The sequence below is a fragment of the Paeniglutamicibacter sp. NPDC091659 genome (assembly GCF_044756805.1).
Lineage (GTDB): Bacteria > Actinomycetota > Actinomycetes > Actinomycetales > Micrococcaceae > Paeniglutamicibacter.
In genome coordinates, this window is record NZ_JBIVTO010000001.1 from 547414 (window position 1) to 561209 (window position 13796).

The window sequence follows — 13796 nt, forward strand, 5'->3', positions numbered from 1 at the left end:
CAGTCAGGTTCAGCGTTCCAGCGCATACCAAATCAGCGCCATGGTGACGAAGAACCCGGTGACGTAGTTCAACCAGAGGAACCTGACCCAGCCGGCATGGGCGCGCTCAGACTCCGCATCCGCGAGGTTGGCAAAAGGCAGAACATTGACCAGGTACGGCAGGGCCAACAACCCGGCCAGCGGACCGGGCCAGGTGGTGAACAGCAACAGCAGCCCGGACGCCAGGTAGGCCAGGGCGGCGCCCCGAACCGTCCACTTGGCCCCGAGCACCGTGCCGATGGAACCCAGGGAAGCGGCACGGTCGGGAACAATGTCCTGCACGGCACCGAAGGCGTGCGAGGCCATGCCCCAGAGGAAAAACGCGACAAGCAATGCCAGCAACGGACCATTGAAGTGGGCGCCGGCAAGCACCAAGCCGTAGACCGCCGGGGACACGAAGTGCGTGCTGGACGTCAGCGAATCCAGGAAGGGGCGCTCCTTGAAGCGCAGCCCGGGGGCGCTGTAGGCCAGCAGTGCAAACATCGACACCAGCAGCACCAGGTTCGCCGGCCAGGAACCGGCAACGCCCAGCACCAACAGGAACGGCGTGGTCGCGACGGCGCATGCAACCAGGATGCCGCGGTGCCGGGTGCGTTCCAGCACGGCGCCCTCGGCGCCGCCCTTGCGCGGATTGAGCAGGTCGGATTCGTGGTCGAACACGTCGTTCACGCCGTACATGGCCAGGTTGTAGGGGACCAGGAAGAAGAACGTCCCGACCACCCAGATCCAGTCGATCCGCCCCGCCGTCAGCAGGTAGGCGGCGGCAAAGGGGTAGGCGGTGTTCACCCAGGAAACCGGCCGGCTGGTCATGAACAGTTCGCGGATCATGGGCGGTCCTTCCCTGCCGGGGCGGTGCCGCCGCCAAGCCACCACAGCGCGGGCATGAAGAGCACTGCCGCGAGCGGATAGCTGAAGTCCTCGATCGGGGCCAGCCCCACGCGGATCCCCAGCAGCGTCTGGTCCCCGTAGCCAAAAAGCCCGGAGGCGATCATGACGTTGTCGAAGATGGCGGTCAGCACCAGCATGACGGCAGCGGCGCCACCGAGGGCCGGTGCAACGGCGCCAAACGGGATCCGGCGCAGCCGCAGGGCCACCAGGAAAAGCGCCAGCGAACCGAGCAGGAACCATCCGGAGAGAAGCGCAAAGCTCATGGTGCCTCGACCCCCGCCCGCGCCTTGGCCCGATGCGCACGCCAGGCCAGCGCCCCGTTGAGGAGCACCATGGTCTGGTAGCAGAGAAACAGCAGGAAGAAGAGTTCCTCCAGCGGCAGCTGCTCGCCGAGCATCACCCCGGTCATGAGCGGCGACTCGCGGTGCAGGAAGATTCCCTTCTCGATCGCGATCACGTCCCAGAGCAGGAAGATGCAGGTTCCCAGCGCCAGGGATGCGAGGGCAGGGAGCGGCCGGGCGAAGACGAAAAGCCTGTACCTGGCATCGAGCAGCGCCATGCACCCGATGAGCCCGAGCAACATCAATAGGTACGTCACGTGGCCATCCGCTCTTCCGGCACATTGCCTTCCGGTTCGCGTGCATCGAGGTTGTGCCCGTCCATGGAGAAGGGGCCGGAATCATTGATCCCGTTGACTGCCTTGGCGATGATTTCGGCGCTGATCAGGCACATGGGAACACCGATACCGGGGCGCACCGAGCTTCCCGCATAGTGGAGGCCCTCCACCTTGGCGCTCCGGTTGGCGGGCCTGAAGAACGCGCTCTGTCCCAGCGTGTGGGCCAGTCCCAAGGCACCTCCGCGCCACGCGTTGACGTTGTACACGAAGTCCCCGGGGCCGTAGCTTTGCCGCACCACGACGCGTTCGGCCAGGTCCGGGATGCCTGCCCAGGCCGCCAGCTGGGCGAGCGCCGCATCGGCGACGGCCTCCACCTGTTCGCTGCCGTTTCCATCGGCACCGCCGCAACCCCATTCGGGCAGCGCCGGGGCGGGAATGAGGATGAAGAGGTTTTCGTGCCCGGCCGGGGCGACACCCGGATCCGTGGCGCTGGGCATGCAGACGTAGATGCTGGTCTCCGTTTCCAGCGGTTCCCCGCGGCGAATGCGGCCGAAGTTCTCGTTCCAGTCTTGGGTGAAGAGCAAGTTGTGGTGGAGCAGTTTCGGCAGCTTGCCGCGGATGCCCAGGCAGACCAGCACGGCGCTGGGACCCGGATCGCGGCGCTTCCAGGACGCCTTGGAGGAGGAACGCAGCTTCGGGGGCAGCAGCCGCGTTTCAATGTGGTGCAGGTCGGCGGCGCCGACCACCACGCCGGCATCGGTTCGGTGGGCCTCTCCGCGGGCGTCACTCCAGCGCACCGAATCCACGCGGGTGTGCCGGCCGGTTTGCACGGTGTCGATGCCCTCCGCCGTGGCGCCGGTGACGATCCGGACCCCGGCCTTGGTACACAGCCCGGCCATGGCATCGACCAGCCTGGCGAATCCGCCGAGCGGATACTTGACGCCCTGGTTCAGGTCCAGGTGGCTCATCAGGTGGTAGAGGGCCGGGGTGCGTTTGGGGCTGCTGCCCAGGAAGACAGCCGGGTAGCCCAGGATCTGGCGCAGGCGGGGATCGCTGAACCGTTGGGCGACGAACGAATCCAGCGAGCGGGCCAGCAGCGGTGCCAGCCGGGGCAACAAGGCCGGCAGCCGGGGATTGAGCAGCGAGCGTGGCGAGGAGAAGCCGTCGTACAGGAAGTGTTCCAGTGCCAGCCCGTAGCTGGTTTCGGCGTCGGCCAGGTACTTTTCCAGTGCGGCCCCCGCGCCGGGTTGAACTGATTCGAAGGCCGCCACGGCGCCCGGCCCGGTGGGCATGTCCAGCGGATCGGCGTGCCCCTCGAACCAGGTGCGGTACCCGACATCCAGGTCCACCAGGTCGAGTTCCGCCGAGGTGGAGGTGCCCATGAGTTCGAACCAGTGCTCGATGACCTCCGGCATGAGGTACCAGGACGGGCCCGTGTCGAAGCTGAACCCGTCGCGGTTCAGCCGGCCGGCACGTCCGCCCAGGGTGTCCTGTTTTTCCAGCAGCGTGACCCGGTGCCCGGAGGCAGCCAGCAGGCCGGCGGTGGCCAGGCCGGAGAACCCGCCGCCGATGACCACCACGCGTTCGGGGGATTGGTGTTTCATGCTGCCGCCTTCCTGCGGGTGCCGATCGTCGAGCGCAGCGCGATCATGGCCTTGCGCCGCGCGGGAACGGAGATGCGTCGGAGCATCAGCTGCGCCGCGCTGGTGCGGTCCAGCTCCCGCACCAGCGCACCGAAAAGCCCGTGGGCCATGCGCACGGCCTGGGCCGCGCGAGGTGCCAGGTGCGGGATGCCGAGCGCCGCGGCGGCAAGGTCCGCACGGATTTCGGCGACCAGCGCATCCTTGTGGGTGTCGGAAAATGCGGCGGGGTCCAGGCCGGGGAAGTAGCTGCGGCCCAGCTCGCCGGTGTCCGCGGCGAGGTCGCGCAGGAAGTTGACCTTTTGGAAGGCGGCACCCAGGTGCCTGGCGGCGGTTTCGAGTTCCGCTTCGTGCCCGGCAGGGGCCTGCGGCATGGAGCGGAACACCCGCAGGCACATGAGGCCCACGACCTCGGCCGAACCGTAGATGTATTGGTCCAGCGTGGCAGCGTCATGGGTGGTGATGGACAGGTCGGCGCGCATGGAGGCGAAGAACGGCCGGGTCAGTTCGGTGTCGAGACCAACGCTGCGGGCGGTGCAGGCGAAGGCGTGGACTATCAGGTTGGTGCTGTAGCCCGTAAGCAGCGCCGCCTCGGTCTCGGCCTCGAGCCGGGCCAGCGCCTCGGCGACTGCCTGCGGCTCCAACCCCGCCTCGCGGGCCACCCCGTCCACCACCTCGTCGGCCAGGCGCACGAGTGCGTAGATGTTTGAGATGTGCCTGCGGGAGGTGCGGTCGAGCATCCGGCAGGCCAGCGAGAAGGACGTCGAGTATTGCGTGATGACCACCCGGGCGCTGCTGCTTGCGGCCTCCGTGTAGCGCTCCAATGCCGTGTGTTCCATGGGAGCTAGGCCCCCCTGTGCAGGATGAGCGAGGCGAAATCCTCCAGTGCGGAGCTCACGTGCGCCGGCAGCCGGAGCTGGTGGGCCGATTGGGTCGCGCCGTGGCAGAGCTCCTCGGCAAGCTGCCGGGCAAAGGATTCGGCGCCGGTGCGCTGCAGGCTTTCGCGCAGCGTCGCAACGTCCGTCCGGTGTTCGCGGAAGAGTCGCAGGTTCGCCGCGAACGCAGGCGTTGTGGAGGCCATCGCCGTGAGGATGGTGCTCTTGCCCTCGCGCAGGTCCGATTCGATGGATTTCCCCGTGACTTCCGGGTCACCAAAAGTCCCCAGCACGTCGTCGATGAGTTGGTAGGCCACCCCCAGCTGGCTGCCGATGTCCCCGAGCGCCGCGGCCTCCTCGGCGTCGGCTCCGGCGAGCAGCGCCCCGGCCTGCAGCGGCACCTGGAAGGAGTAGGCGGCGGTTTTCAGTTCCTCCATGCGCAGCACCTCCTGGACCTTGGCCGGGGAACCCGCGAGGGAAAAAAGCAGGTCCTCCAGCTCGCCGGCGCCCGCATTGTGGATGCCCTGGTGGAAGGAATTTTCGATGGCTGCTGCCGCGGGCAGGGATTCGGCCGCCTTGAGGGCCAGCTTGATGGATGCGGCCAGCAGCAGGTCTCCGGCGATGATGGCCGCCGCGTGGCCGGCGTGCTCGGCGTCGGCCGGGGATTTGCCCGAGGCGAGCGCCTCGTCGCGGTAGTGAGCGGAGAGGGTGGGCCGTCCGCGGCGCATGAAGTCCCTGTCGATCACGTCGTCGTGCATCAGCAGCGAGCCGTGGAGCAGCTCGAAGGCGCAGCCAAGCGTGATGGCTCGTCGGGTGTCCCTGCCGCCGAAAGCCTCGTGGCCCAGCATGACCAGGCGCGGCCTGGTGAGCTTTCCGCCCCCAAGGGCCGCGCCGATGCGGTCCCAGAGGACCGCCGTCGCAGGGGAGTACCCGGCTGCGGCCCGCTGGTACTCGCCGATGACCGAGTCCAGCTCGCGGCGAACCGAGCGTTCCAGGGACGGGATGCGGTCGATCGTCGTTCCGCCGCGGGTCCGCGCGGCGCTATGGGTTGGCAGGCTCATGATCGTCCGCTCCGATTCTTGGTGGTGGGGGTTTCCATGGTGTCGATCTGGGTATTCATGGCCTCGAGCATGGCGTCGAGGTAGCGCACGACTGCCTGTTGTTCCTCGGGTGCCAGGGCCTGGACGACGCGTTCGGCATCGTTGAAGAGCGGGCGCAGTGCTGTGAGTGTTTGGGTGATTGCCGCGGGGCTGGGGGAGATGAGGAAGCTGCGGCGGTCGGTGGGGTGCGGTGCGCGCAGGACGTGGCCGCGTTCGCTCATCCTGTCGATGACGGCGGTGGTGGCGGCCGTGGAAATGTGCAGCCGCGTGGCCAGCTCGCCGGGGGTCATGGACCGAAAGCGAATCAGGTGCTGGAGAGCCTGGAAGTCCGTTTCGTTGATGTTCAGGTGGCGGCACATCGAGTGTTCGAGGGCGTCGTTGAGCACCAATACCTCGTGCAGCAAGCGCGAGGCGGTGTGCAGTTCGGGGCTGTCGTCCGGGAAACCTTGAACCATCTTTTACCTCGAAGGGTTGATTGCTAGCCTATCTAGATACATCATGGATTAACAAGTTGCTGCTTGTCGAGTGGGACGGGCAACCAATGCAAGATTTCCCTCGAACAGGAGGACCGAGATGCACACCAAGGGGAAAGCGCCGCCGGTGATCCCGCTGCTGGTTGCTGTGGCGGTGTTCGCCGCAATCGGTGGAGCCTTCGTGGGCAGCGGGGCCTTTGGCGGTACGCCGATCAAGGACGCGGCCGACGGGTGGCTGGGAGCCGACTCGACGCTGCTGGCCCCGGGCACCGGCGCGTTTGTGATCTGGACCTTCATCTACCTTGGACTGGCCGTCTATGCGGTGTGGCAGCTGGGCCGAACGGCCCGCAGCTCGCGCACGCAACGCGTCTTGCGGCCGCTGGCTGCCGCCTCGGCGATCTTCAACGCCCTGTGGCTTGCGGTGGTGCAGCTTGGTTGGCTGGGGATCAGTGTCTTGGTGATTCTGGCGTTGCTTCTGGTGTTGATCCGGATCTTCATGCTGTTGGTCGAGGAACCGGTGGTCGACCCGACCGAGCGCTGGATCATGTGGCTGACCTTTGGCCCGTACCTGGGGTGGGTGAGCGTCGCGACGGTTGCGAACATCGCGGCCTGGCTGGCCTCGCTCGGGGTGGGACGCGGTGCCGGTTGGGCGCAAGCGCTGGCGGCGGTGCTGGTCGTGATCGCCGTGTTCATTGGCGCCGCAACGGTGCTTTACTCGCGCGGGCGGATGTCGGCGGCGTTGGCCATGGTGTGGGGCATCGCCTGGATCGGCGTGGGCCGCAGCGACGGCGGGACGTCTTCGATGGTTGTCGCAGTGACTGCATTCATCGGCGCCGGGACCCTGCTGGTGTTTACGCTCGGTGCCGGGGTGTCGCTCACTTCCCGCCGGAGGCAGATGCATGAGGTGCGGCCGTGAGTGTCATTGCCGTGACGGGAGCATCGGGCTACATCGGCGGACGGCTGGTTCCCCTGTTGCTGGAAAACGGCCACGAGGTGCGGGTGCTGACCCGACGGAAGGATGCCCTGCGCGATGTTCCCTGGCGCGCGGAGGTGGAGGTGATCGAGGGAGACCTCACCGACCTGCAGGCCGCGCAAGAACTCTGCCGCGGCGCCTCCGTCCTCTACTACCTGGTGCACTCCATGGGCGGCACCTCGGACTTCGCACCCCTTGAGGAACGCTGCGCGCGAACCATTGTCCAAGCTGCGGGGACCGAAGGCATCGAACGCTTTGTCTACCTTTCGGGGTTGCACCCCAGCGGGGAACTCAGCCGCCACCTGTCCTCGCGGGTCAAGGTCGGGGAGATCCTGGAGGCCAGCGGCATCCCCACACTGACATTGCAGGCGGGGCTGATCATCGGGTCGGGGTCGGCAAGCTTTGAAATGGTCCGGCACCTGACCGACGTGTTGCCGGTGATGCCGGCCCCGCACTGGGTGCTCAACAAGGTCCAACCCATCGCGGTGCGCGATGCGCTGCACTACCTGGGCCGCGCCGCGGAACTTTCGCCGGAGGTTTCCGGGGCCTTCGACATCGGCGGCCCCGACGCGCACAGCTACGGCGACATGATGCGGCTCTATGCGGATGCCGCACGCATCCGTCGGCCCGTCATCTGGGCGCTCCCGGTGCTCACCCCGTGGCTGGCGGCGCAATGGGTCAACCTTGTCACTCCCATTCCGCGCTCCCTGGCGATCCCGTTGGTTGAATCCCTGCAGCACGACTGCGTGATGCGCAACAGGGACATCGACGCGGTCATCGAACGTCCAGAAGGCGGGTTGACCGGATACCGCAGGGCCGTCGAGCTCGCTCTGGCAAAGATGGAAGCGGACACCGTGGAAACGACGTGGGCCACGGCCCACGCGCTGGAGTCCCCGGCCGAGCCGCTGCCCTCCGACCCCCAATGGGCGGGCCGCACCGTCTACACGGATGTCAGGGAACGGGAAACCACCGCCGCACCGAATGATCTCTTCACGGTGATCCAAGGGATCGGCGGGGACACCGGCTACTACTCGCTTCCCGGGGCCTGGGCCGTGCGTGGGTTCATGGACAAGCTCGCCGGGGGAGTGGGGTTGCGTCGGGGCAGGCGAAGCCGCCAGTCCCTGGCGTTGGGCGATGCGCTCGATTGGTGGCGCGTCGAGGAACTGGTTCCCAACGAACTGCTGCGCCTGCGTGCGGAGATGCGCGTCCCGGGCCGTGCCTGGCTGGAGCTTTCGGTGAAACCCATCCCGGGAGGCAGCCGCTACAGGCAACGGGCGGTCTTCTTCCCCCATGGGCTGGCGGGCCGCCTCTACTGGCTATCCATCCTGCCGTTCCACGGGGTGATCTTCTCCTCCATGGCGCGCAGGATCACCACTGCCGCGGAAAAGCTGGGAGAAACGAAGAGCCGGGGCTGACCTGTTGAACCCGGGAACCGTCTGGGTGGCGAAGGTCTATGAGTCGTCGTCGGCGCGCTCGCCGACCGAACCAATGCTGTCTTCCAGGTCGCGGGCGGTCTCGGCGAGGAAGCGGATGACGACTTCCCGTTCCTCGGGGCTGAGTCGCGCGGCGGCACCGAAGCGCGCAGCGTGATGGCGACCGACCTGCTCGCGGGCTGCCATGTGCGTTTCGGCAGTGACGGTGATGCAGAGCGACCGCCGGTCCGTCGGGTGCGAAGTGCGCACCACGTGTCCCGCGTTTTCGAGGCGGTCGATCAGCTTGGTCACCGAGGCCGTGGTGATCACCAAGTGTTTGGCCAACATGCCGGGCGTCACGGACGTCGAGGTGTTCTTGGCCGAGATCAGGAAACGGATGGCCCGCATGTCGGTCTCGTTCAGGTTCATGTAGCGCTGGGAAGCGCGCGAGATCTTGCGCTCGACCGCGCGCAGCCGACCCATCTCCGCCATGATGTGGTCGATCTGCTGAAGCGTTTCATCGCTCAGCCCGGACCTGTCGATCAGTTCGCTGTGCGGGTCGCTCGAGGCGAGATTGAAGATGGTGGGAAGCTCTTCGTGCTCCATTGGCTTCCCGTCCTTTCATCGATTCATGCAGATTTAGCTGGCATCTTCATAATACGGCTCTTGTGAGGACGGAATCCTGTCAGCCTGTTGTATCAGGGAGATTGCCTGCTGGCTTCATACCGATGATCGAAAGTCTCCCTGCAACGCAGACCCAACCTATTGGCGGAGGTCCCCCAATCAGCTATGGCGCTTGTATATTTCCCTCCGGTGACCCACCGCAACGACGATGATGAGGAGTTTGCCATCAATGACTTCATAGATGATACGGAAATCTCCTGTGCGGACTCTCCATAACGGGCGAGCTGATCCATGGAGCTTCTTCGCAGCAGGCGGACGCGGGGTCACTGCGAGGGTTTCGATTACACCCTGTATGCGCAATTGCGCATCTTTGGAGAGTTTGCCAAGCATCTTTGCCGCGGCTCGCTCGATGGCGATTTCATACATTATGCGAGGCCGAGGTCACGTTTCACGTCTTCCCATGGGATGAGGTCTCCTTCGGCCGCTTCGGCCGCGGCGATGTCCTCAGCGTCTTCATAGGCTTCGAGCATTGCTTCATAGAGTTCTGCACGAACGAGGACCAGCGGCGGGCGTTCTCCCTGGCGAGTGATGGAAACCGGTTCGGTTTCCGCCTTGTTGAGCGTTTCGCGCCAGTGCTTTCGAGCTTCGGTTGCTCCGACGTGCTGGATTTTCATGTACATAGTTTATCGACAAAACGTACGCTTTGGACATGAATAATCCAAGCGATTAATGCCGACAGTCGGGCACCGAAGTCTTGGAACAATCTAGATGCCATTCATACGTCGGCGGCCGAGTCTACGTGTGTGAAGACGGCCGCCGACTTTACTGGAGTGCCCGATTTTTTGGGCTGTTCCAGAGCTGCAACGGTAGCAAGGGAGGATCTTGAAGTAAATACATTATGCAGTGCTCTAACTATTCGGACCATGGGCCACGATTTCTAGAAATTGATGTTTGTTTACTTGGGACATGAAAAGGCGGCCCACATGAGATTGGGCCGCCAGCCCGGCAAACGCCGGGAGCTCGTCTTCTGCTGTGCTCTAACTGGGCTCAAACCCGCTTTGCAGGTATCAGCATGTTCCGAGTCTATGCCGGTGTGCGTCATCCACGGTCTGATTCAACTCACTCATTAGCAATGACCTCGTTCAGGCAAAACTTCTCAACGTCCGGTGGTTCTTGCCCGTCGGTACTTGCTCATGTTGCTCCAGCCTGGCCGAAGACCTGTTTGGCTTTCGGAAGGTTCTGCTTCCAGTGCCGGTGTTGGAAGGGTCGCGACGGTGGTGGAATTAGGCTTTGGCTCGCGAGGTCGTGCCATGAGTGAAATTCCGTCGAAATCTCTCACCTGCCAATGATGCCGATGAACACGGAATTTCAAGCGCTGCTCGTTGCGAGCCGTGAAAATCAGAATCGCGCGGCCATCCTTGCATAATAGCTTCACCTCGGCCCATATTTCGTCGCGGATTCGGGTCGAGACAACGCCAACAAAGACTCCTGCGCTGATCTCAAGGAACCAACGGGTGAGGAACCCGCGCAGCCCCACGGGACACGAGGACAATACCAGAACCGTCACGAAGCGTCGCCGCCCGTAGCGTAGTTGTTGCCGCTGGGAAGCAGCCCGGCTGCATAGTCCCAGATATTCACGACGTCGTTGTTCAGTTCAGTGTCCTCCGGAACTTCATCGGGAAGCAGCAGCTGCTGGATGTCCTGAGCACATTTGCCCATGAGCCCGCTGGAAAACACCGCATCACGCACCGCATGCCGCACGCCAGCGGTGACATCCGCGGGTTGGGACGCGGTGACTTGGAAGGCGATCGGAATTGTCAGCTGCGCCTTGTAAAGGTCCGCGATGTCGTAGACAAAGGACTTGTCGTGGCCGGTGTGGACAAAACCGAGTCCGGGTGAGCAACCCAACGAGACGATGACCGTGTGGATGATTCCGTAGAGGCAGACATGCGCGGCGGAGAGTGCCTTGTTGATGTCGTCGCTGGCGTCGAAATCATCGGGCCGGTAATCACGCCGAGTCCAGGGTACGTTCCACTTTTCGGATTGTTCGCGATAGATTCGCCGGATGCGTGCTCCCTCGCGTCCACGTAACTGCTGCATGGTCGACCGGGAGATATCTTCGCCCGGAAAGCGCAGCTCGTACATTTCCCTGGCAACACCCAAACGCAATTGCTGGTTGGATACGAGACGAGCCTGCGCCTCCAACATGCGCGAGGACCTAGCCAGCGAGCGCCCATGGGCGTAGTAGCGCACCCCGTTTTCGCCCACCCACACCGCGGTGGCACCGGAGTCGGCCAGAAGCGACATGGCTTGGTGTGTCACGCGGGTTCCGGGGCCGAAGAGCAGCGTCCCGATGGCGGCGGCCGGGACGTGGACCACCGACTCCCTGTCCGTCACGGTCAATGCATTTTGGTCGCGGTGTACGGTGCAGCGTTCAAGATAGAGGAACGAGATGCGATCGCTGACGCGGGTCAACGCGGGGAGTGCGACCGGGCGCTTCGAGGGAGTCGGTGCCGACATGTCAGGCCGAAGCCGGAGTCAGGGACAGCAGGCCAAGACCGTAGGCCTTGCCTCGTCCGATCCCGGAGACCATCGCCGCGCGCAGGGCATCGACATCGTCGACCCTCAGCGTGCCGTCGAACTGGGTGCTGTGCAGGGTCACCGTGGAGTGGTTGCGTTTGAATTTCCGGTTTCCCGACGGGCCGATGCGTACCATGGGGCCATGTTCGGAGGATTCCAGGATAGAGAATCCGTGGGATTCGCCTTGGCGCTGCAGCCACTGGATCTTTTGGTCGTCATGGATGATGGGTACGCGTTTGCCGCGCGTCAGCTCTGGGCGTTTGCTGTTGGGGGATCCCAGGTCCACAGCTGCCTTCATGGTGTTTGCGGTGAGCCTGAAGCCGTATATTCCGCCCGGTTTTACTTGGTTCAGGATGCGTGAGTAGTCCTGGCTCTCGGGTACCAGGTGCCCGAGGCCGGCTTCCTTATGAAAAACCTCGGTGGCCGGTTCCTCGGTGCTGACCACGTACAGCCAGGTACTGGTGGCGAAGGAATCAATCCGCCACAACACGCGCTGTTCTCCGGCTTGGCCGTGAGGTGCCGGCGAAAACATCTTCATGATGGCGCCGTGCAACCGATGCGGGTTGGTTAGATATGGCATGGCGCTACGGGAGGTCGGATCGATGGCGATGCGGGTTCTGAAGGTCATGGTATTTAGTCCAATCCGTCCCAAGTGTTGTGGTCGTCAATGCCCGGGTTTGTCTGAATCTGCGGCACATGGAATTGGTTGTCCCGGATGACGGGTTCCAGTGACGCGAAGGTCCTTGGCAGGTAGTGCCGATGAATCGGGCTGAAAGAGACAGGAAGGTCGCGAATCGTGATTCCCCGGGGATCATCCGGTGTGGTGTCTGCATGCAACGGGAGCAACAGGGTTTCCTGGTTTCGCAGTCTTTTTTGGAGCGCCGGATGCATTTGCGCCGGCAGGGCACGAAGCGCCTGCACAGCGTCGCCCTCGAGGAGCCCCGTGCCGTCGGTTCCGTCGTGAATTCCGCGCATGGAGACCGGACGCGCCGGAGGGCACGAACGTCGCCCCAAGAAGAGGGGATAGGCGGGGTGCGAGAGTGCATCGGCAATGTCCCGCACTAGCTTCTCGTCCCCGGAAAGCGCGGCAGTGAAGCGCGCGTCGGCGAGGTAATAGCGTCGGCTCAGCGGCATGCGCTCTGACTTGTCGAGCGTCAGGGAGACCTGCAGGTCTTCCAGAAGCGTGCCCTCCTGTTCGGTTCGCACGGCAAAGTTCAGTGCGCCCAGATCCTCGAGGGTGTCGCCACGGTCGCGGCCAAGTGCGCTGGCAACTAGGCCGAGGACTCCGCTCTTGGTTGGCTCCGTCCGGGTGGCGCGCACGGTGAATCTACTGTCGCTGCCCCAGGACTGAAGCGGTCCGGCTAGGGCGAGCAATACGCTTACGGTCACTCGGCACGTCCCAGGTGATCCAACACTGCTTGGCCGGCAATCTTGGTGAGCTCCGGCAGCGAGCCGCCTGTGCCGAGTTTCTTTAGGGCATGGGTTGCTTTGTTGGCAGCCGACACATGGCGGGTAGTGGTCAGGCCGTAGGCCTCGTCGAAGGACTGGACATGGGCCGCCAACTCGGTGGCAGTCTTTTCCAGACGGGATCCGCCGAAGTCTGCGGTGATGGCCTGTTCGAAGGCACCGACCCAGCTCAGCGGCTGTTCATTACTGAAGCTCAACACGATGGCATCGGGCAGTGTGCCGTTGGCAAAGGTGTTCTGTTTGCCGGTGGGCATCGCACGGGCAAAGCTATCGATGAACTGGGCGGTGGCTTCCGCCGCGACGGTTGCATCGCCCAAGGTCTTGTTCAGCGCACCGACATTGATCGTGGCGTAGCGGTACAGCGTGGACGAAGTGAATTCGACGGTGCCGATCATGTCGGCGCCGGCCTCGTCGACACCGCGCTTGTCATCCATGGCGGTGAAGTAGTCAAATTCGGGCACTGCCTCGTGCACGCTGATGGCGTGGGCCACTTGGGTGGAGGCGTCGACGGAGAGCTCTTTGGCATCGGCGAGCATACGGCCGAAGAGTGCCACGTCAATGGCTTGGTTGGCGTTCAGAGCAGCGATTGCAGCATTTTTGGATGGCTTGCCTTCGCTGTCGATGGCCAACTGGGCGAGGTTCTTGGCCTGCGCAGCACCCATGAAAATCAAGTAGGCACTTTCCGGAAGCGCTTCGGGCTCGGCCAGTTCCCCATCCTTGGCTTTGGACTTGGCGCGTGCTTTGGGCACTGCAACCTTGATCTTTGCCGCTTCCAGTGAAGTTTGCGCCCAGGTCAGTGCATTTTCCTTGTGCTCCGGGGCGAGTTCCGCGATTTCGTCGGCGACCAGCTTCACGACGTCTTTGGTACGGACCCCGAGCTTGCCTGCATCGAACTTCGTGGAGAAGTCGGTGCGGATGGCTCGCTTCCAGGCCTGGCTGGAGACGCGCTGACGTACCGTGCCGCCGTAGATGGCGGTCTTGGGTGAACCAGATTCGTCCCGGTTGATGTTGTTTGGTGGCAGGGTCTGCAGGACGTGGATGTCGACAAAGAGGTTGCTCATGGTGGTGTGGTTCTCCTTCTTGGGGAATCGATGGGCGAAGTGACGGGA

17 protein-coding genes are annotated in these 13796 nt (G+C 64.0%); 2 read left to right on the forward strand and 15 right to left on the reverse strand.

Features of this window, described 5'->3' with window-relative positions:
* Nucleotides 1–9: 9 nt before the first annotated feature.
* Genes ACIQLF_RS02485 through ACIQLF_RS02515 form a run of 7 tightly spaced genes read right to left on the reverse strand, consistent with a single transcriptional unit; the run spans nt 10 to nt 5613 of the window.
* Nucleotides 10–867, reverse strand: coding sequence for a prenyltransferase (locus ACIQLF_RS02485; RefSeq protein WP_400294010.1), 858 nt, complete (start codon nt 865–867; stop codon nt 10–12).
* Nucleotides 864–1190 carry a lycopene cyclase domain-containing protein gene (locus ACIQLF_RS02490; RefSeq protein ID WP_400294011.1) on the reverse strand — a complete coding sequence of 109 codons (327 nt, stop codon included), beginning with the start codon at nt 1188–1190 and terminating at the stop codon, nt 864–866. The genes ACIQLF_RS02485 and ACIQLF_RS02490 overlap by 4 nt, the downstream gene beginning before the upstream one ends.
* Nucleotides 1187–1525, reverse strand: a complete 339-nt coding sequence (locus tag ACIQLF_RS02495; protein WP_400294012.1) for a lycopene cyclase domain-containing protein — start codon at nt 1523–1525, stop codon at nt 1187–1189. Before ACIQLF_RS02495 ends, ACIQLF_RS02490 begins: the two co-directional genes overlap by 4 nt.
* Nucleotides 1522–3147, reverse strand: coding sequence for a phytoene desaturase family protein (gene crtI / locus ACIQLF_RS02500; protein ID WP_400294013.1), 1626 nt, complete (start codon nt 3145–3147; stop codon nt 1522–1524). Before crtI ends, ACIQLF_RS02495 begins: the two co-directional genes overlap by 4 nt.
* The gene (locus ACIQLF_RS02505; protein WP_400294014.1) at nt 3144–4022 is read right to left on the reverse strand and encodes a phytoene/squalene synthase family protein; all 879 of its coding nucleotides are present in this window, start codon (nt 4020–4022) and stop codon (nt 3144–3146) included. Before ACIQLF_RS02505 ends, crtI begins: the two co-directional genes overlap by 4 nt.
* Before the next feature lie 5 nt (nt 4023–4027).
* Nucleotides 4028–5119 carry a polyprenyl synthetase family protein gene (locus ACIQLF_RS02510; protein ID WP_400294015.1) on the reverse strand — a complete coding sequence of 364 codons (1092 nt, stop codon included), beginning with the start codon at nt 5117–5119 and terminating at the stop codon, nt 4028–4030.
* Nucleotides 5116–5613 carry a MarR family winged helix-turn-helix transcriptional regulator gene (locus ACIQLF_RS02515; RefSeq protein ID WP_400294016.1) on the reverse strand — a complete coding sequence of 166 codons (498 nt, stop codon included), beginning with the start codon at nt 5611–5613 and terminating at the stop codon, nt 5116–5118. The genes ACIQLF_RS02510 and ACIQLF_RS02515 overlap by 4 nt, the downstream gene beginning before the upstream one ends.
* A gap of 118 nt (nt 5614–5731) precedes the next feature.
* On the opposite strand from ACIQLF_RS02515, the gene ACIQLF_RS02520 reads away from it, so the two are divergent.
* Nucleotides 5732–6547: a tryptophan-rich sensory protein gene (locus ACIQLF_RS02520; protein WP_400294017.1), complete on the forward strand. Its 816-nt coding sequence runs from the start codon at nt 5732–5734 to the stop codon at nt 6545–6547.
* Nucleotides 6544–8019, forward strand: coding sequence for an SDR family oxidoreductase (locus tag ACIQLF_RS02525; RefSeq protein ID WP_400294018.1), 1476 nt, complete (start codon nt 6544–6546; stop codon nt 8017–8019). The genes ACIQLF_RS02520 and ACIQLF_RS02525 overlap by 4 nt, the downstream gene beginning before the upstream one ends.
* Nucleotides 8020–8055: 36 nt before the next feature.
* Here the strand turns inward: ACIQLF_RS02525 and ACIQLF_RS02530 are convergent, their stop codons facing one another.
* From ACIQLF_RS02530 to cas7e, 8 genes are all read right to left on the reverse strand, one after another.
* Entirely contained in the window at nt 8056–8622 is a 567-nt protein-coding gene (locus ACIQLF_RS02530; RefSeq protein ID WP_400294019.1) for a MarR family winged helix-turn-helix transcriptional regulator, read from the reverse strand.
* 177 nt (nt 8623–8799) lie between these two features.
* The gene (locus tag ACIQLF_RS02535; protein WP_400294020.1) at nt 8800–9066 is read right to left on the reverse strand and encodes a type II toxin-antitoxin system RelE/ParE family toxin; all 267 of its coding nucleotides are present in this window, start codon (nt 9064–9066) and stop codon (nt 8800–8802) included.
* The gene (locus tag ACIQLF_RS02540) at nt 9066–9314 is read right to left on the reverse strand and encodes a type II toxin-antitoxin system Phd/YefM family antitoxin (RefSeq protein WP_400294021.1); all 249 of its coding nucleotides are present in this window, start codon (nt 9312–9314) and stop codon (nt 9066–9068) included. The genes ACIQLF_RS02535 and ACIQLF_RS02540 overlap by 1 nt, the downstream gene beginning before the upstream one ends.
* Before the next feature lie 482 nt (nt 9315–9796).
* The gene (gene cas2e, locus ACIQLF_RS02545) at nt 9797–10207 is read right to left on the reverse strand and encodes a type I-E CRISPR-associated endoribonuclease Cas2e (RefSeq protein ID WP_400294022.1); all 411 of its coding nucleotides are present in this window, start codon (nt 10205–10207) and stop codon (nt 9797–9799) included.
* Nucleotides 10204–11160: a type I-E CRISPR-associated endonuclease Cas1e gene (gene cas1e, locus ACIQLF_RS02550; RefSeq protein WP_400294023.1), complete on the reverse strand. Its 957-nt coding sequence runs from the start codon at nt 11158–11160 to the stop codon at nt 10204–10206. Before cas1e ends, cas2e begins: the two co-directional genes overlap by 4 nt.
* 1 nt (nt 11161) lies before the next feature.
* A complete protein-coding gene (cas6e, locus tag ACIQLF_RS02555; RefSeq protein WP_400294024.1) occupies nt 11162–11848 on the reverse strand; it encodes a type I-E CRISPR-associated protein Cas6/Cse3/CasE in 687 nt (228 codons plus the stop codon).
* 5 nt (nt 11849–11853) lie between these two features.
* The gene (cas5e, locus tag ACIQLF_RS02560) at nt 11854–12609 is read right to left on the reverse strand and encodes a type I-E CRISPR-associated protein Cas5/CasD (RefSeq protein WP_400294025.1); all 756 of its coding nucleotides are present in this window, start codon (nt 12607–12609) and stop codon (nt 11854–11856) included.
* The gene (gene cas7e, locus ACIQLF_RS02565) at nt 12606–13748 is read right to left on the reverse strand and encodes a type I-E CRISPR-associated protein Cas7/Cse4/CasC (protein WP_400294026.1); all 1143 of its coding nucleotides are present in this window, start codon (nt 13746–13748) and stop codon (nt 12606–12608) included. Before cas7e ends, cas5e begins: the two co-directional genes overlap by 4 nt.
* Between the last annotated feature and the right edge of the window lie 48 nt (nt 13749–13796).